At 43.7% G+C, this 17,970-nt stretch carries 12 protein-coding genes; 7 read left to right on the forward strand and 5 right to left on the reverse strand.

Going from position 1 to position 17,970, the window contains the following annotated elements; translation table 11 throughout:
• The first annotated feature begins 21 nt into the window (after nucleotides 1-21).
• Complete coding sequence (locus AB4263_RS05795) at nucleotides 22-1,155, forward strand: cupin domain-containing protein (protein ID WP_102319680.1); 1,134 nt, start codon at nucleotides 22-24, stop codon at nucleotides 1,153-1,155.
• Nucleotides 1,156-1,267: 112 nt separating this feature from the next.
• On the opposite strand, the gene AB4263_RS05800 is transcribed toward AB4263_RS05795, so the two are convergent.
• Nucleotides 1,268-3,385, reverse strand: coding sequence for a methyl-accepting chemotaxis protein (locus AB4263_RS05800; protein WP_017070026.1), 2,118 nt, complete (start codon nucleotides 3,383-3,385; stop codon nucleotides 1,268-1,270).
• Nucleotides 3,386-3,884: 499 nt separating this feature from the next.
• On the opposite strand from AB4263_RS05800, the gene emrD reads away from it, so the two are divergent.
• The 3 genes from emrD to xthA all read left to right on the forward strand — a co-directional run bounded on the left by emrD (nucleotide 3,885) and on the right by xthA (nucleotide 8,491).
• Nucleotides 3,885-5,090 (forward strand): multidrug efflux MFS transporter EmrD, encoded by a 1,206-nt coding sequence (emrD, locus tag AB4263_RS05805; RefSeq protein ID WP_372097853.1) that lies wholly within the window; start codon nucleotides 3,885-3,887, stop codon nucleotides 5,088-5,090.
• A 334-nt stretch (nucleotides 5,091-5,424) separates the two neighbouring features.
• Nucleotides 5,425-7,515 carry a S9 family peptidase gene (locus AB4263_RS05810; protein WP_372097893.1) on the forward strand — a complete coding sequence of 697 codons (2,091 nt, stop codon included), beginning with the start codon at nucleotides 5,425-5,427 and terminating at the stop codon, nucleotides 7,513-7,515.
• Nucleotides 7,516-7,684: 169 nt separating this feature from the next.
• Nucleotides 7,685-8,491, forward strand: coding sequence for an exodeoxyribonuclease III (xthA, locus tag AB4263_RS05815; protein WP_010437369.1), 807 nt, complete (start codon nucleotides 7,685-7,687; stop codon nucleotides 8,489-8,491).
• 71 nt (nucleotides 8,492-8,562) lie between these two features.
• Here xthA and AB4263_RS05820 read toward each other — a convergent pair whose 3' ends face one another.
• The 4 genes from AB4263_RS05820 to AB4263_RS05835 form a co-directional block, all read right to left on the reverse strand.
• Complete coding sequence (locus AB4263_RS05820) at nucleotides 8,563-9,240, reverse strand: ABC transporter permease (protein WP_372097855.1); 678 nt, start codon at nucleotides 9,238-9,240, stop codon at nucleotides 8,563-8,565.
• A gap of 2 nt (nucleotides 9,241-9,242) precedes the next feature.
• Nucleotides 9,243-9,983, reverse strand: coding sequence for an ABC transporter permease (locus AB4263_RS05825; protein WP_017062124.1), 741 nt, complete (start codon nucleotides 9,981-9,983; stop codon nucleotides 9,243-9,245).
• A 79-nt stretch (nucleotides 9,984-10,062) separates the two neighbouring features.
• Entirely contained in the window at nucleotides 10,063-10,833 is a 771-nt protein-coding gene (locus AB4263_RS05830; protein WP_017062125.1) for an ABC transporter substrate-binding protein, read from the reverse strand.
• Nucleotides 10,834-10,970: 137 nt separating this feature from the next.
• Nucleotides 10,971-11,741 carry an ABC transporter ATP-binding protein gene (locus AB4263_RS05835; protein WP_004736532.1) on the reverse strand — a complete coding sequence of 257 codons (771 nt, stop codon included), beginning with the start codon at nucleotides 11,739-11,741 and terminating at the stop codon, nucleotides 10,971-10,973.
• A gap of 791 nt (nucleotides 11,742-12,532) precedes the next feature.
• Between AB4263_RS05835 and AB4263_RS05840 the strand changes: the two genes are divergently transcribed.
• The 3 genes from AB4263_RS05840 to AB4263_RS05850 all read left to right on the forward strand — a co-directional run bounded on the left by AB4263_RS05840 (nucleotide 12,533) and on the right by AB4263_RS05850 (nucleotide 17,860).
• Nucleotides 12,533-14,074 carry a DUF3360 family protein gene (locus AB4263_RS05840; RefSeq protein ID WP_372051810.1) on the forward strand — a complete coding sequence of 514 codons (1,542 nt, stop codon included), beginning with the start codon at nucleotides 12,533-12,535 and terminating at the stop codon, nucleotides 14,072-14,074.
• 307 nt (nucleotides 14,075-14,381) lie between these two features.
• Nucleotides 14,382-16,658: a formate C-acetyltransferase gene (gene pflB / locus AB4263_RS05845; protein WP_017063492.1), complete on the forward strand. Its 2,277-nt coding sequence runs from the start codon at nucleotides 14,382-14,384 to the stop codon at nucleotides 16,656-16,658.
• Nucleotides 16,659-16,858: 200 nt separating this feature from the next.
• Nucleotides 16,859-17,860 carry a lipid A deacylase LpxR family protein gene (locus tag AB4263_RS05850; RefSeq protein ID WP_372097857.1) on the forward strand — a complete coding sequence of 334 codons (1,002 nt, stop codon included), beginning with the start codon at nucleotides 16,859-16,861 and terminating at the stop codon, nucleotides 17,858-17,860.
• Nucleotides 17,861-17,970: the final 110 nt, after the last annotated feature.

Raw genomic sequence — 17,970 nt, forward strand, 5'->3', positions numbered from 1 at the left:
ATAAAAATATACAGGATTCACATGTACCAACTTAGCTTTTCTATGCCCGAGTTTCTTGAAAACTACTGGCATAAAAAACCAACCATCTTAAAGGGTGGCTTCCAAAACTTCGTCGACCCAATTTCGCCGGAAGAACTTGCTGGTTTATCGATGGAAGAAGAAGTGGATTCTCGCTTTGTCTCTAACCTCGACAATCAGTGGACTGCAGAACACGGTCCATTCTCTGAAGAAAAATTTGGCGAGTTAACCGAAACTCATTGGCAGCTGATCGTTCAAGCAGCGAACCACTGGCACCAAGGCGCAAATCAACTGACTGAGGCGTTCCAAGCGTTACCAAACTGGTTATTCGACGATCTCATGATCTGCTACTCAGCACCTGAAGGCGGCGTAGGCCCACATATTGATCAATACGATGTCTTCATCATTCAAGGTCAAGGCAAACGTCAATGGAAGGTTGGCGCTAAAGATGTTGGCCAATATAAAGAGACTGTCCAAGCTTCTGCACTTCGTCAAATTGAAGGTTTTGACCCAATCATCGATGAAACTTTAGAGCCGGGCGATATCCTTTATATCCCACCAGGTTTCCCACATGAAGGGAACACGTTAGAGCCGTCAATGAGCTACTCTATTGGCTACCGCTCGCCTAAAGAACAAGAACTGATCAGCAACTTTGCCGATTTTGTACTTGCACATGATATGGGTGACGTTCATCTTCACGATCCAGAATTCAAAACGCAAGATGGCTACGGAAAAATTCGTTCATCGGATTTAAGCAATCTCACAGACATGTTGAAATCTGCACTAGAGCAACCTGAAACCATCAGTGAATTCATGGGTTGTCTGCTAAGCCAATCACGCCACCAGCTTGATATCGTTGCTCCAGAGCCACTATGGACTCAAGAAGAGATCGCTCAACACTTAGAGTCTGAAGGTGAGATTCACCGAGTATCAGGCTTAAAGGCGCTCTACCACGAAAATGAAAGCAACACTGCTTACATCAATGGCGAAGTGGTTAAGGTGGATGAAGCGGATTCTTCGTTACTCAACATACTTTGCGATGAGACCATGATTACCTCGGCTACTGCCCTATCTCCTTCGGGCATAACTGTCGTGACTGAATTGGTCAACAAAGGCTACTGGTTTATCGAAGAGTAAGCAGCGTCAACCGCTGGTTATTGCCTAGCCTCTAAATAAACAATTAAAAAAGGGACAAATGAAATCTTCATTTGTCCCTTTTTCTATTCAAGAACTGGTTAAGGCTTAATGCTTATACCTTGAACTGATTGACCAACTTCTGTTGTTGTTGAGACAGTTGGTCAATTTCATTGCCGACTTGCTCAGAAGCCGCGGCTTGCTCCAAGATCTTCGCACTCAAATCGCGAATATTAACCACGCTTTGATTTACTTCACCGGAAACCGATTGTTGCTCTTCGGCTGCTCGAACGATCTGACTGTTCATATCACTGATCGCCTCAATAGAAGTAAAGATCGACCCCAGATCTTCAACTGCTTTCTGAACGTGTAGTGCTGTATCGTTAGCTAGGATATTGCCTTCTTGTATTGCTTCAACGACATCTTGAGTTCCAGCATGAACCTTGTCGATCACCGCTCTGATCTCACCAACCGATGACTGGGTGCGACTTGCGAGGTTTCTTACCTCATCCGCAACAACAGCAAAACCTCGACCTTGTTCGCCAGCACGAGCCGCTTCAATCGCCGCGTTCAATGCCAGTAAGTTAGTTTGCTCAGAGATCCCTTCAATCACACTTAAGATCTCGGTGATGTTTCCGTTATTTTTTGCCAATTCTTCAACAATAGGAACAGCACTCGACATACGCTCCACCAGCTTTCTCATTTCACCTGCTGAAAGTTCGATGACTTGTTGCCCTTGTTGAGCAGAACGATTCGCTTCGCACGCTGCATCAACGGCCACTTCTGCATTTTGTACCACTAAGCCCGCAGTTTGAGTCATCTCTTCGGCCGCTGTCGCGACTAGATCCACTTCTTTAAATTGAGACTCGCTGCTTTCACGAGTACTTGATGCTGATGCTTTCGCTTGGCTGGTAGTATTTGCCACTTGTTCTGTGGTGTGAATGACTTCTTTGATTGTGTGTTGCAGCTTATCTAGGAACAGGTTAAATCCTTTTGACAACTGACCGATTTCATCTTGAGACTTCACTTCCAAGCGCTGCGTCAAATCACCTTCACCTGAAGCGATGTCATTCAACCTTTCCACAACCTGACGAATCGGCTTCACAATAGACAACGAGGCAAACGCGATAATGGCTAAGCCAAAGATAATAAACACTGTACCGGCGATCACTTCTGTTTTGATGCCTTCACTTAGCTTAGTGCTAATGATGGAATCCAATTTATTTGCGTCAGCGACGACACTGTCTCTTGGGATCTCAAACAACACCCCCCAAGTTTGGTTAGCTGCAACAACAGGTGCAAAGGCAAGTAACCACTCACCGTTCTCGCTCCATTGCGTTGTCACTTCACCACCAAAGATAAAGTCGGTCATTAAATCACTGTTTGTATTGCCACTTTGGAAAGTTGAACCGACTGCAATGCTTGAATCATCAGAAGCGATGACCGAACCATCTAGACTAACCACGTAAGCTTTACCCGCACCGTTAAACAAGCTCTGGTCAGATTGAGTAATCACACTGGTTAAACCATCAAGTCTTAGATCAATACCAAGAAAACCAATAGCAACGTCGTCAACCAAAATAGGGACTGAAATAGAGGACGTAAGTAGTGCTACACCACCACTGTTCACGACTCTCGGCGTACTAATACACGTTTGCCCTGAAGACAAAGGACAGTAAAAACGTTCGCTATTGCTGTCATCATTCAAGATAGATTCTGAAAGAACGTTCGCTAGAACATTTTCACCGTTATCTGCCACCTTCCAGTAAGGAGCAAAACGACCTTTTTCGTTAGAACCAACATAATCAGCATCGACATAATTCGCATCTTCACTATCGAGCAAGTCAGGCTTGAAAACTAGATACGCTCCTTGAATAGAGTCGAAGTTTAAAACCGAGCGACGAACCATTTCATCCAAGGCGGTACGAAGCTCTTCACTTGGTGTAAAGTTTTCGTCTGCATTGTTTTTTAGAAACTGAGCACTGGCCGCAAGCATCTCTGCGCGGTAAATAGCTTCGTCTACATAACGTTGAGTTTCTTGAGCGTTTAGCTGAGAAACAGACGCCAGCAACTGCTGAGTTTTATTGATAACTGATTCTGAACTTTGAGATTTGATGACTTGTTGATTGCTCGTCGCGTTGTAGATCGAGAAACCAATAAGAGACAGTGACGTAATGATTAAACAACAACCTGCTAAGAGGGTTATTTTCCACTGTACCGATAGAGAGCGCATTTAATATCCTTATTTAAGCCAAAAGACTTCCATAACCATAACTATCACATCGACAACGAATTGCTGTACACAATGTAAATGAGTTAGACGAATAGCTTAGCGGATAATTACAGCACAAATTGCTTACATATAAAACGAAAGTTTATACAAATGTTAATAGAGCGTGTTTTCTTCCTTTTTTCTGTGATTTCAAATGATGTACTCATATAATCATTAGCTGTGTTGCTTAGGTTTTAGCGCTTTGGACATAGCCAGAACATCGATATTTAAAGGAAGCCCACTCCACCCTCTCCCTCTTTAAAATGCAGTAACTTCGGATTAGTTTTTATAATCCAAGTTATAGATTTTTATCTTGATCAACTTCACACTTTTTGATTGCTAAGCCCGCAATCAAGCTCTAATATCTCACGCCTAGATTCCCTGAACACTTTATTCATTTGGCTCTCCTTTAATGGAGCGCTAAGGCTTTTTACGTCTTAATTTTTGGAGAGATACGCAAATGTCCGCCTCGTTTCCATTAGCGAAACTTACCTTTTTAATCGCTATTCTGACTGCCGTAGGTCAAATGACTCAAACGATGTACGTGCCTTCTATCGGTCATATGGCAGGTGAGTTCTTAGTTTCGGCATCTTCACTGCAGGCAGTGATGGCGTGTTACTTGATCCCTTATGGTCTGTCGCAATTTGTTTACGGCCCACTTTCAGATCGCCTAGGTCGTAAACCGATCATCGTGATTGGTTTGATCATCTACATCATCGGTACTTTGGTAGCATTGTTCGCTCACGAATATGAATGGTTCTTAGCGGGCAGCTTTATCCAAGGTTTGGGCATCGGTTGTGGTGGTGCGATGTCTCGTACATTGACTCGCGACTGTTTTGAAGGCGCAGAGCTGCACCGTGCAAACAGCTTGATTAGCATGTGTGTGATTTTCTCACCATTGATGGCTCCTGTACTGGGTGGTTACCTAACAGAAGTTTTCGGCTGGCGTTCTAGCTACTTATTCCTTGCGCTGTTTGGTATTGCTGTTGTGATCACTATGATGACGAGCATGATGGAAACACTGCCGAAAGAACGACGCAAGCATGAATCGGTTGCCAACAGCTACAAGTTCGTTCTGTCTGATAAACGTTTCCAAGGTTTCTTATTGGTATTAGTCGCAACCTTTGCTGGTGTAGCCGTATTTGAAGCAGCGGCAGGTGTGTTGCTTGGTGGCGTACTTGGCTTACCGGCAACCACAGTAAGCTTGCTGTTTGTCTTGCCTATTCCAGGTTACTTAGTCGGTGCAGGCTTATCTAGTTACATCGCACAACGTCGCTCTGAGCGCCGTGCATTGAATGTTGGTCTGGTTGCGATATTGGTAGGCTCAACAGTGGTATTGATACCGGGTCTGTTTGGTCAAACAACAGCATTAACTTTGATTGGCGGTGCCACAATTTACTTCTTGGGCGCTGGCATATTATTCCCAGCAGCAACAACAGGGGCACTTTCGCCATTCCCGTACCACGCTGGTACTGGAGGTGCGATTTTAGGTGGTATGCAAAATCTAGGTGCTGGCATCGCAACACTATTGGCATCGTTCTTCCCAGCTCAAGACCAACTGCCACTCGGTTGCTTGATGATTGCAATGTCATTCATCGCTATGCTTGGTTTACGTTGGGTTAATCGTAAACCTGACCACTCAAATGAAATGTCATTGGCTATTTAACGTAAAGCGCGAATCCTGCCCAAACAAAGGAAAGGGACGTACTGAAAAGTGTGTCCCTTTTTGTTGCACATTTATTCCTTCCACTCTCACGTATCAGTAATTTCATTTAACATTACTTTGATTTTTTGAAAACAATAACAGACACTTACGATGAAGGTGCATATCCAGAATCCAATTATAAATAATATCACTGGAAGATACCCAACCAACAAAGGATGCTGGCATCAAAAAGAGTAAGGTGCACACTAGGGATATATAGATGCGTATCGCTTTAACCACATTAGTCGTATCAATAGCGCTTGTCGCCGGATGCAGCAATCAAGGAATATCAACCATGAACCACTACTCTCAATCACAGCTCGTCGCTCAGCAAACCCAAGCACCCGTTGCTAAGAAAGTCCCTCACGCAATGACGATTCATGGTGACTCCCGAATCGATGATTACTACTGGATGCGCGATGATGCACGCCAAGATCCAGAGATTTTGCAACAGCTTGAGCAAGAGAATCAGTACGCAGATACAGTGTTAAAACATACAGAAGCAGCACAAAAACAATTATTTCAAGAGATCAAAGGCCGAATCGCAAAAGACGACAATTCGGTACCGGTTCGCAAAGGCAGTTACTACTACTCGAATAAGGTCACAGGTGACAACGAATACCCAGTTCACCTGCGTGAAAAAAACTTTTTAGGCACAGACAAGCAAGTCATCTTAGATGTTAACGAGCTAGCAAAAGAACATGAATTCTTCAGTATTGGTGGCTTAACGATCAGCCCAGACGAAAACTTGTTGGCCTATGGCGAAGATACGCTAAGCCGCCGCATTTACACCATCAAGATCAAAGACCTCACAACAGGTGAATACCTAAAAGATGAAATTGAAGGCGCTTCGAGTGCAATCGCATGGCAAAACGACAACCAAGCCTTCTACTACATCAAAAAAGATCCACAAACATTGCTGGGTTATCAAGTTTACCGCCACGTATTAGGCACAGATCAAGCAAGCGATGAGTTAATCTACGAAGAGACCGATAGCGCTTACTACACCTCTTTGAGCAAAAGCAAAGATGGTGAACAGGTCTACATTTGGCACTCGAGCACAGAAACCAGCGGTGTTTCAGTCATCGATGCCAACAACCCAAAGGCTACAGCTGAGGCTTTCTACCCAAAAGAGACCGGCATAGAGTACAGCATCGCTAAGCTAGGTGATTGGTATTACATCTACACCAACTACCAAGCGGTCAATTTCCGTTTAATGAAAGTCACAGCTGAAGAGATGCATGATCGCTCAAAATGGGTCGATGTCATCCCAGCAGACGATAATACTCAGCTTGTAGATTTCGAGTTGTTTGATGACCATCTTGTTTACGAACAACGCGCGGATGGCTTGTCTACAGTGAAAGTTCGCCAACTCTCAACAGGCAACGAGTTCCCACTTGAATTTAGCGACACCGCATTTGCCGCTTACCTAACGCGTAACTATGAATTAGATAACGCAAAAGTTCGTATCTATTACAGCAGCTTAACCACGCCAGGTACTTACTATGATTTCGACCTAAGTACAGGTGAATCCGAACTCATGAAGCAAACACCCGTATTAGGTGATTTCGAAGCGGATAACTACCAATCAGAGCGAATCATGATTACGGCTCGCGATGGTAAGCAAGTTCCTGTCTCTTTGGTTTATCGTAAAGACTTATTTAAGAAAGACGGCACTAACCCAATCTACCAATACGGCTATGGGTCTTACGGCTCTACGATTGAACCTACCTTCAGCTCAACTCGCCTAAGCCTACTGGATAGAGGTTTTGTTTATGCCATCGCACATGTCCGCGGTTCAGAAATGCTTGGTCGCCCTTGGTATGAAGATGGCAAAAAACTGACCAAACAAAACACGTTCAACGACTTTATTGATGTAACCAAAGAGCTTGTTGAAGAAGGCTACGGCGCGAAAGATAAAGTGTTCGCCGTTGGGGGGTCTGCTGGCGGTCTATTGATGGGAGCAATCATCAACCAAGCACCAGAACTGTACCGTGGTATTGGTGCACATGTTCCGTTTGTAGACATTGTGACAACCATGCTCGATGAATCGATCCCTCTAACCACCAATGAGTATGACGAATGGGGTAACCCGAACGATAAAGCCTACTACGATTACATGCTGGGGTACTCACCGTACGACAACATTAAGGTACAAAACTACCCGAACATGTTGGTAACGACAGGCCTGCATGACTCACAGGTGCAGTACTTTGAGCCAATGAAATGGGTTGCGAAGCTGCGAGAAATGAAAACAGACAACAACGTATTGCTGTTCAAAACCGATATGGAAGCCGGTCACGGTGGCGCTTCTGGCCGATTTAAACGATTAAAAGAAGACGCACTTGAATACGCGTTCTTTTTGGATTTACTTAAGACTCAATAGATTCTACGTAACTGTAAGTATTCACATCATTTAATGTCGCCATTTTGTCTCTACAAAGTGGCGACAGAAATTATTAAGCATGGTTAAATACGATGAACCATGAAATCCACCAAATCAAAAACCTTTAAAAACAAGCAGTGACAAAGGTTTACGAGAGGTATAAAAACAAATGAAAGTAATTAGCTTCAACATCAACGGTCTTAGAGCCCGCCTTCACCAACTGCAAGCTATTATCGACAAACACCAACCCGACGTGATTGGTCTGCAAGAGATAAAAGTGCACGATGAAGCCTTCCCAATTGCTGATGTTGAAGCAATGGGCTATAAGGTTTACTTCCACGGTCAAAAAGCCCACTACGGTGTGGCAATGTTGTGTAAGCAAGAGCCTATCTCTGTGCAGAAGGGTTTCCCAACAGATAATGAAGACCATCAAAAACGCATGATCATGGCGACGTTTGAAGATGAAAATGGTGAAAAGGTTACCGTGCTAAATGGCTACTTCCCTCAAGGGGATAACATCAAGCATGAAACAAAATACCCGTACAAACGCCAGTTCTATAAAGACTTAATGACTTACTTAAACGATTATCACAACAAAGATGAGCAAGTGATTGTGATGGGCGACATTAATATCAGCCCTATCGACGCAGACATCGGCATTGGTGAACCTAATGCGAAACGTTGGTTAAAAACTGGTAAATGTTCTTTCCAACCAGAAGAGCGCGAATGGTTGAAAACATTGATGGATTGGGGCTTTGTAGACAGCTTCCGCTTGCTGCACCCTGAAGTGAATGATCAATACTCGTGGTTTGATTACCGCTCAAAAGGCTTCGTAGACAACCGCGGCCTGCGTATTGATGTAGTCCTAGCGACTCAAAAGCTTGCTGATAAGTGTACTGAAGCTGGCATCGATTACGAGCTACGTGGTATCGAAAAACCGTCTGATCACGCGCCAATTTGGTCGACGTTTAAGTAATCAACAGCAACAGAATCTGCTCATAAAAAACGGCGCTATAGAAGCGCCGTTTTGTTAATTATGATGTGTAATTAGCTAAGTGGTCTTAGGTAAGCAAGGAAACGTTTCTCTGCGAATTTGAAAATCGCGATGATGATGAACGTTAACGCCATGTAGAACAGACCTGCCGTTAGGAAAGACTCGAATGGAGCGTAGTAACGTGAGTTAACCAAACGTGCTGCACCGGTTAAGTCCATAATGGTTACGATACCCGCTACCGCAGAGCCGTGAAGCATGAAGATGACTTCGTTACTGTAAGCCGGTAATGCACGACGTAGAGCACTTGGTAAGATGATACGACGGTAAGTCTTAGGTGTGCTCATGCCGTAAGCTTTTGCTGCTTCCACTTCACCTTTCGGTAAGCCATTAATCGCACCGCGAATGATCTCAGCAGTATAAGCTGACGTGTTAAGAACGAATGCCACTAAAGCACAGAACCATGCGTTTTCCCATAATGTGTCTTTCACTGGGAAGAATTGGTCCATACCGTAGTAAATCAGGTACAGCTGAACCAGTAATGGCGTACCACGGAAGAAATAGATGAATGACCAAGCCGGAGCATTAATCAGCATATTTGGACTGTTACGAGCGATAGCTAGTGGTATGGCGACGAATAAGCCAATGATCAAAGCAACGCAAACCATCCAAGTCGTTGTCCATAAACCACCAAGGTAAATCGGCAGGCTTTCAATTATCAATGAAAAGTCCATAACTACCTCGCGTGGATACTGAATTTACGTTCAACCAGCTTAAGTAAGCCCGTTGAAACACTGGTGAAGAATAAGAAGATAATCGCCACAGTCATGTAGAAAGTGAATGGCATTTTGGTTGAACCCGCCGCCAGTGCACTAACACGTACCATGTCTTCTAGGCCAATAATCGAAACCAGCGCAGTGGTTTTAAGTAATACCAGCCAGTTATTCCCAAAACCCGGTAATGCGTGACGAATCATCTGCGGTAGCAGTATGCGGTGAAATGCCTTTACAGGGCTCATACCATAAGCTTTTGCCGCTTCCATTTCACCGCTGTCGACAGCCATGATGGCACCACGGAACGTTTCTGCCATATAGGCACCGAAAATAAAGCCTATGGTTAATACACCAGCAACAAATGGGCTGACATCAATATAATCAGGTAAGTAAGCGGTCCATTCGTGGTTAGGATCACTGGATGCAAACCACTCGTTGAGCCACTCGTTGATGGAATACAAACTGTTGTTTAAAAGGATTTGTCCACCAAAGAAAATCAGCATCATCAGTACGAGATCTGGAATGCCTCGAATGACGGTTGTGTAGAGGGTTGCAATAGCACGAGCCCAGCGATAAGGCGCGAGTTTTGCTAAGGCACCTAGCATACCAAGAACCATAGCTAAAATTAGCGACAGTAAGGCAACTTCGATTGTGAGCACCGCCCCTTTCAGGATCGACGCTTCATATCCTTGTAAATCAAACATAATGGATTCCAACAGAACTGCGAAAAAGTTGGTAAGACAGGGAGAGGAGAACCTCTCCCTTAAGAATTGACGCTAAAGATTACTGACCGTATACGTCGTAGTTGAAGTATTTAGCCGCGATATCTTGGTAGATGCCTTTTTCACGTAGTGAAAGGATTGCCGCATCTAATTGCTTAGTCAGATCTTTGTCTTGCTTACGAACAGCAATACCCATACCTTCACCGAACCACTTAGGATCCGTTAGAGAGGGGCCAACAAACTCGTAGTCTTCACCACCAGCTTTGTTCAGCACGCCTTCTTCTAGAGCAGATGCATCACCTAGTACAGCAGCAACACGACCGTTTGCTAGATCAAGGTAAGCTTCGTCGAATGAACCGTAACGAACGATCTCTACTGTATCGCCGTAGTTGTCTGTTAGGTATTTATCGTGAGTTGTTGCACGTTGAACTGCAATCTTTTGACCGCTTAGATCATCAAAGTTAAGGCCTGCACCTTTCTTAGCGATGAACTTGTTTGGGATAAGTGCGTATTTACCAGTGAAGTCGATTTTTTTCTTACGCTCTTCCGTGATAGACATTGCCGCAATGATCGCATCATATTTACGAGCAAGTAGAGAAGGAATGATACCATCCCAGTCTTGTGCAACGATCTTACACTGCACCTGCATTTCAGTACAAAGTGCGTTAGCCATATCGACATCGAAGCCTTTCAGTGACCCGTCAGCTTCTGTCCAGCTAAATGGAGGGTAAGCACCTTCAATACCAAAGCGTACTGTTTTCCATTCTTTTGCTTGAGCTACGCCCGTTGCAGCAGTTGCAGCAAGTGCCGCGACTAATAACCACTTTTTCATATCCCTACTCCTGTGATTTAGGTTTCTATGTTTTGCTAGTTTTAATATTGTGTTTGTTGTTGCTTATTAACTTACTTGTTGTGTTTTATTGTTCACACCGTCGCTGTTTACCGTTGGCAACGGCGTTTCAATTCTGATTAGTAAATCGATGAGATAAATTGTTGTAAACGTTCAGATTCAGGTTCCGTAAACAGTTTAGCTGGATCGCCCTGTTCTTCCACTAGACCTTGGTGCAGGAACATCACATGGTTTGATACGTCACGAGCAAAAGCCATTTCATGTGTTACCACAAGCATGGTTCTTCCTTCTTCTGCTAGATCTCGCATTACACCGAGTACTTCGCCTACTAACTCAGGGTCAAGTGCTGATGTTGGCTCATCAAACAGCATCACTTCCGGATCAACCGCTAACGCTCGAGCAATTGCCGCTCGTTGTTGTTGTCCACCGGATAAATGACCTGGGTAGTAATCTTTGCGCTCATACAAGCCTACTTTTTTAAGTAGTAGTTCTGCATTTTCAATCGCTTGAGCTTTAGGTACACCTAATACGTGAACGGGTGCTTCGATAACATTTTCGAGAACGGTCAGGTGAGACCAAAGATTGAAGCCTTGAAAAACCATCGCTAAGCGTGAACGGATACGCTGTACTTGTTTTTCGTTGGCAGGAACAGATACGCCTTGGCGGTTGTTTTTCATTTGAATTAATTCGCCATTAACCCAAATCTCGCCTGCAGTTGGTGTCTCTAAAAGGTTGATACATCTAAGGAAAGTACTTTTACCCGACCCTGAAGATCCGATAATCGATACAACATCGCCTTTATGCGCAGAAAGTGAAATTCCCTTTAAAACTTCATTTTGGCCAAACGTTTTGTGTAGATCCTTTATGTCCAGCGCTGGTACATCTTTCATGCGCTTTCTCTCCCAAGTTTGTGAAAATGCAAGGTACTCCGACCTTTTCATGCGATACAAACTAGCACCACACGAAACAACATGCAACAAATTATTAACCTGATAAATTGGAATAAATAGCGATTCACTCTGACTTATTATGCAAAAGGTAGCGTTTTCGCCTCAATTTAATGAATGAGTTCTATCAATAAGCTGCAATTACACCCCTTACATTGTTTAAATAAAGTTAATCAAAATGAGATTCTCGTAGTTGGATGTCTCACAAGAAAAACACGTTTTGTGAACTTATAAACATTACTGTCGACAAAATATAGCGCACACATTCAGCACACTGCCCTCACCATAAAGCACAATTATTTTAAGGTTATTACATTGTAAGCATTTCACTCGGAACAGTTGGGAAGCAAGTAATAGTGAAATAACTCAGTAAGAATTGAGTATTGAACTCGAGCCATGACGACAAAGGCTCGAAGAAGATAGGTAAACGTCAATTTGTGAAAACTAATTACACGATTCATCAATGGGAAGTTAATGAATCGCTGCGTTTTGTAGCTTTCTTTCACATATACTCATAAAGTGATCAAGATCAATCACCCTAAAGGGTAAGCTTGTTAGACTCCTCAGCAAAGAATAAGGCATTAAAAATGCCAAACATTTCTTTTAACTTAGCTGCATAAAGCACAGTAAAACCGTGCAACATAATGTTAATGAGTTATAACTAAGAAATAACGCAATTACGCGAACTTATAGAATTCAATTTTAGAATTACTAACAAAAAATATGAGGAATCTATGTCAGACGTTGTCAATAATGCGAACTCTGAAGTAGAAGAGAAAAGCTATAAAGAGCTACACCGTCCTGCTTCTGAATTTGAGAGCCGCTCAGATTATCTAGATCACGAACTTCAAATCATGAAGCCTCGCCGCTTCGGTTTAAACCTTCCAGGTCGTGACTTCCGCTTTGAACTTGAAGATCTTGTTCCTGCACTTGCTGGTACTATTGGTATCATTGCGATGTACTCTGCAGTAATGATGTCGTGGGCTGATGGCCTAACTCAAGCTTGGGATCACGTAAACCTAGGTAAAGACTTCGCAATTGAAGTCGCTCGTGTAGAAATGCTTATTCCTGCACTACTGTTTTGTATCCTTGCTTCTGGTTTCTTTAACCCTAAAGCAAACCTTGCCGGTAACCACGGCCCAATGATCCCTCTTATCGGTACCATCGCTCTCGCTGGTGCTCACCCTCTTGCATTGGCCATCCTGATCGGTGTGTTCGGTCTCATCCTAAGTTTCCTAAAAGGCGGATCTAAACTTGTTAACCTAACTTCTGAAGGTACAGCAGGTGGCTTGCTCATATTCTTAGGCTTAACCGGTACCATGAGCCAAATCAACTCAATTCAAGAGTGGGCGGTTGGTCTTCAATCTTCTACCGTTGAAGCGGGCAGCATGGGTTACGTTGGTTTAATCGTTCTTGCTATTACTATTGCTATCTACGCTTTCTTAGCAAAAGTGAACAAGCGTTGGTTAGCTATCCCTGTTTGTGCATTCACAGGCCTTGCTATTGCATTAGTTCTAGGTGCTGGTTTCGACATCGTATTCGAAACTGAAATGGGTATTCCAAACCTAAACCCAGTTTACTGGTGGGGTTCTACTTCTGAAGGTTGGATGCTTGGCTTGCCAAACGTTGAACACTTCATCGCATCTCTACCATTTGCAATCCTTGCTGTAGCAATGTGGTCTCCTGACTTCCTAGGTCACCGTATCTTCCAAGAACTGAACTACCCTAAACGCTCTGAAAAAGTTCTGATGGATGTTGATGACACAATGACTATGTGTTCTGTTCGTCAAATGGTAGGTACTGCAGTTGGTGGTGGTAACATCACATCTTCTTGGGGTACTTACATGATCCCAGCAGCAATCGCGAAACGTCCAATTCCTGGCGGCGCAATCTTGCTTGGTTCTCTATGTATTATTGTTGCGATTCTTGGTTTCCCGATGGACGTAGCAGTATGGCCACCAGTGATGCGTGTTGCGCTACTTGTAGGTGTATCTCTACCTCTACTTGAAGCAGGTATGCAAATGGTTAAGGATTCAAAAGATTCTCAAGCGGCTGGTATCTGTATCTTTGGTTCAGCGGTTGTTAACCCAGTATTAGCATGGGCACTAACTATGCTTCTTGATAATAATGGTCTAATTGGTGATAAAGAGCGTGCAAAGCGTCTATCATTTGTAGATAAGATTGTTATCCCTGTTGGCGTTTTAGTTATCTGTCTAGTGGCAATGCTTGCAGTTGGTATGCTAGAAGGTCAGTATGGTCTAAAAGCTTGGCTATAATAGTCCTTACTACACAAAAGTAGTATTAGGATTAAAAAAAAGTTTGGGTGGCAACCCCTGCCACTCAAATTTTTTCAACTTTTTTTGGCATTTATTGATTTAGTTTAAGGTTTGCAGAAATTTTTTAGCGTAGTCTTGAATACATAGAGTAAAGACAACATATAAAAGGTAGTGACAATATATATAACCATATGATGCTTATATGCTCATATATATTGTTATTAATAAGAGTGTACTACCCTTACGAGGGGCGCTGGCTCAACAGTGTTAATGTACGTATTTTTTCTACTAAAAAGGTAGGTATGTCATGGCAGAGCAATTTGCTAAAGCTTGGGAAGATTTTGCTGCAGGTGAGTGGCAAAGCGAAGTAAACGTTCGTGATTTCATTCAAAAGAACTACACGCCGTATGAAGGCGACGAGTCTTTCCTAGTTTCTGAGGGTACTGAAGCAACTAACAAGCTTTGGTCTTCGGTAATGGAAGGTATCAAACAGGAAAACGCAACTAAAGCACCTGTAGATTTCGATACTTCTGTTATCTCTACCATTACTGCTCACGATGCAGGTTACATTGAGAAAGATCTTGAGACTATCGTTGGTCTACAAACTGAGAAGCCACTAAAACGTGCAATCATCCCTAACGGTGGTGTACGTATGGTTGAAGGTTCTTGTAAAGCATACGGTGAAACTCTTGACCCAATGGTTTCAAAAATCTACTCAGAATACCGCAAAACACACAATGCTGGCGTTTTCGATATCTACACTCCTGATATCCTAAAATGTCGTAAGTCTGGTGTTCTGACTGGTCTTCCTGATGCTTACGGCCGTGGTCGTATCATTGGTGACTACCGTCGTGTTGCACTTTACGGTATTGATTTCCTAATGAAAGACAAGCAAGCTCAATTTGCTTCTCTTCAAGAGCAATTCGAAAACGGTGAAAACCTAGCAGAAACAATGCAACTGCGTGAAGAGATCTCTGAGCAACATCGTGCTCTAGGTCAAATCAAGCAAATGGCTGAGAAGTACGGTTTCGATATCTCTGAGCCAGCTCAAACAGCTCAAGAAGCTATCCAGTGGACTTACTTCGGCTACCTAGCTGCTGTTAAATCTCAAAACGGTGCTGCAATGTCTCTAGGTCGTACTTCGACTTTCCTAGACATCTACATCGAGCGTGATATCGCTGCTGGCAAGATCACTGAAGAACAAGCACAAGAAATGATCGACCACTTCGTAATGAAACTGCGTATGGTTCGTTTCCTACGTACTCCTGAGTACGATGAGCTGTTCTCTGGCGACCCAATCTGGGCAACAGAGTCTATGGGTGGTATGGGTATCGACGGTCGTACGCTAGTAACGCGTTCGAACTTCCGTTTCCTAAACTCTCTATACACTATGGGTCCTTCTCCAGAGCCAAACATCACTGTTCTTTGGTCTGAGCAACTACCTGACGGCTTCAAGCGTTTCTGTGCGAAGGTATCTATCGATACTTCTTCTATCCAGTACGAAAATGATGACCTAATGCGTCCTGACCTAGAGTCTGATGATTACGCTATCGCTTGTTGTGTATCTCCAATGATCGTTGGTAAGCAAATGCAGTTCTTCGGTGCTCGTGCTAACCTTGCGAAAACAATGCTTTACGCAATCAACGGCGGTGTGGACGAGAAACTTAAGATGCAAGTTGGTCCTGTTTCAGACAAGATCACTGACGAAGTTCTTAACTACGATGACGTAATGGGTCGCCTAGACACATTCATGGACTGGTTAGCTAAGCAATACGTGACTGCACTAAACAGCATTCACTACATGCACGACAAGTACAGCTACGAAGCGTCTCTAATGGCTCTTCATGACCGTGATGTTCGTCGTACTATGGCTTGTGGTATCGCTGGTCTATCTGTTGCAGCTGACTCACTGTCTGCAATTAAGTTTGCTAAAGTGAAGCCAATCCGTGACGAAGACGGTATCGCAACTGACTTCGAAATCGAAGGCGATTACCCTAAATACGGTAACAACGACTCTCGTGTAGATGATATTGCTTGTGAACTAGTTTCTACGTTCATGAACAAGATCCGTAAGCTTAAGACTTACCGTAACTCTATCCCTACACAGTCAGTTCTTACTATCACGTCTAACGTTGTATACGGTAAGAAAACAGGTAACACTCCAGACGGTCGTCGTGCTGGCGCTCCTTTCGCTCCTGGTGCAAACCCAATGCACGGTCGTGATGAGAAAGGCGCTGTAGCTTCACTAACGTCTGTAGGTAAACTACCGTTTGCTGACGCACAAGATGGTATCTCTTACACGTTCTCTATCGTGCCAAACGCACTAGGTAAAGAACAAGACAGCCAACGTGCTAACCTTGCAGGCCTAATGGATGGTTACTTCCACCACGAAGCTGGCATTGAAGGTGGTCAACACCTTAACGTTAACGTTCTTAACCGCGAAACTCTTGAAGACGCAGTTAAGCACCCTGAGAAATACCCTCAGCTAACAATCCGTGTATCTGGTTACGCTGTTCGCTTTAACTCTCTAACTGCAGAGCAACAAGCTGACGTAATCGCACGTACATTTACTGAGTCTCTATAAGCTCACGCTCAATAGACAGTAAATAATATTAGCCTCGCCAATGTGCGGGGCTTTTTTATATCTGAAATAAATCGCACTACACTCACCTATCCCGCGAAATGTTAGGTTGAGCAAAAAAGCACCCTGCCATTCACTTTTTTTCCACAAATTCTGTCAAATTACGGTAATATCGCGGTTCATAATTTAAGAGTAACTGCTCCATGAAATACCTGCGTTGTTTACCCCTGATTCTTCTCTCTTTCTCATCTTTAGCCTCTGAGCGTTCTACGTTAACTTTTGCTTTAGATAATGATGGTATTTTTGGTGTCGACCAAGACTATACCAACGGCTTATTTCTGGGTTACACATCATCAAGTATTACGCCATATAACTGGGTAAAACCATTGAGTCTTTCCTACCGGGGCGCAAGCTCTCTAGACAAGTGGGAAATCACCATTGGCCACAAGATGTATACGCCTTCTGACATTGAGTTAGAAACGCCATCGCCTAATGATCGCCCATACGCAGGTTACCTTCACACTGAATTCAATTACATCAGCTTAAACCCACAGCAAGCCCAGCGTTTTAATATCACGTTTGGTACTACGGGCGAACGTGCACTGTCTGAAAATGCTCAAAAGCTGGTTCACTCAATCACTAAGTCGGATGAGCCGATGGGTTGGGAATACCAAGTCGATGATGAATGGGCGGGAAGCGTTGGTTACCTAAGCCATTTCAACCTAATGCGTAATCAAGCTCTTGCGAATACTGACTACGAAATCTCTAACGTTTCTGAAATCAACGTCGGTAACTTTAGAAGTGACATTTCAACGGGCTTCATGTTTCGTTGGGGTACAGACTTAGGCGGTAACTTTGGTGCAGCTAACATCACCACAGAAAACCCATTCAAACCGGGCATGATCGGCGCATCAAACGCTGGTTGGTTTACCTATGCAGGCCTCGAAGGTCGCTACCGATTCAACGACCTGACTATCGAAGGCGATCGCTCAGGTGTTGATGAGTACGCTAATAAAAACAACGAAGATCCAGCGATCTACGATGTGACTTTAGAGAACATTCAAGCAACTGCTGTATTGGGTGTCGCTTGGTATAACCGATACGTTGGTGCCTCTTTAGCGCTAACCGCAAAAACACCGGATTACGAAGAAGCGAAAGAGTCAGTGTACACCACTGGCGGTATCACAATGTTTGCTTTCTTCTAGCCACCAGTAAGGGCTTTCGTCCTTTACTTTTCAAGTTTAATAAAGGCAATCATCTTCACAGGTGGTTGCCTTTATTTTTAAAGGTCTCGTTACCATTTGACCCTATTTTA

The organism is Vibrio sp. 10N.261.55.C5 (assembly GCF_041470505.1).
GTDB classification, from domain to species: Bacteria; Pseudomonadota; Gammaproteobacteria; order Enterobacterales; family Vibrionaceae; genus Vibrio; species Vibrio crassostreae_C.

Coding starts and splice junctions, on each gene's coding strand:
- AB4263_RS05795 (WP_102319680.1), top strand. CDS start 22: ATGTACCAACTTAGCTTTTCTATGCCCGAGTTTCTTGAAAACTACTGG.
- AB4263_RS05800 (WP_017070026.1), bottom strand. CDS start 3,385: ATGCGCTCTCTATCGGTACAGTGGAAAATAACCCTCTTAGCAGGTTGT.
- emrD (WP_372097853.1), top strand. CDS start 3,885: ATGTCCGCCTCGTTTCCATTAGCGAAACTTACCTTTTTAATCGCTATT.
- AB4263_RS05810 (WP_372097893.1), top strand. CDS start 5,425: ATGAACCACTACTCTCAATCACAGCTCGTCGCTCAGCAAACCCAAGCA.
- xthA (WP_010437369.1), top strand. CDS start 7,685: ATGAAAGTAATTAGCTTCAACATCAACGGTCTTAGAGCCCGCCTTCAC.
- AB4263_RS05820 (WP_372097855.1), bottom strand. CDS start 9,240: ATGGACTTTTCATTGATAATTGAAAGCCTGCCGATTTACCTTGGTGGT.
- AB4263_RS05825 (WP_017062124.1), bottom strand. CDS start 9,983: ATGTTTGATTTACAAGGATATGAAGCGTCGATCCTGAAAGGGGCGGTG.
- AB4263_RS05830 (WP_017062125.1), bottom strand. CDS start 10,833: ATGAAAAAGTGGTTATTAGTCGCGGCACTTGCTGCAACTGCTGCAACG.
- AB4263_RS05835 (WP_004736532.1), bottom strand. CDS start 11,741: ATGAAAGATGTACCAGCGCTGGACATAAAGGATCTACACAAAACGTTT.
- AB4263_RS05840 (WP_372051810.1), top strand. CDS start 12,533: ATGTCAGACGTTGTCAATAATGCGAACTCTGAAGTAGAAGAGAAAAGC.
- pflB (WP_017063492.1), top strand. CDS start 14,382: ATGGCAGAGCAATTTGCTAAAGCTTGGGAAGATTTTGCTGCAGGTGAG.
- AB4263_RS05850 (WP_372097857.1), top strand. CDS start 16,859: ATGAAATACCTGCGTTGTTTACCCCTGATTCTTCTCTCTTTCTCATCT.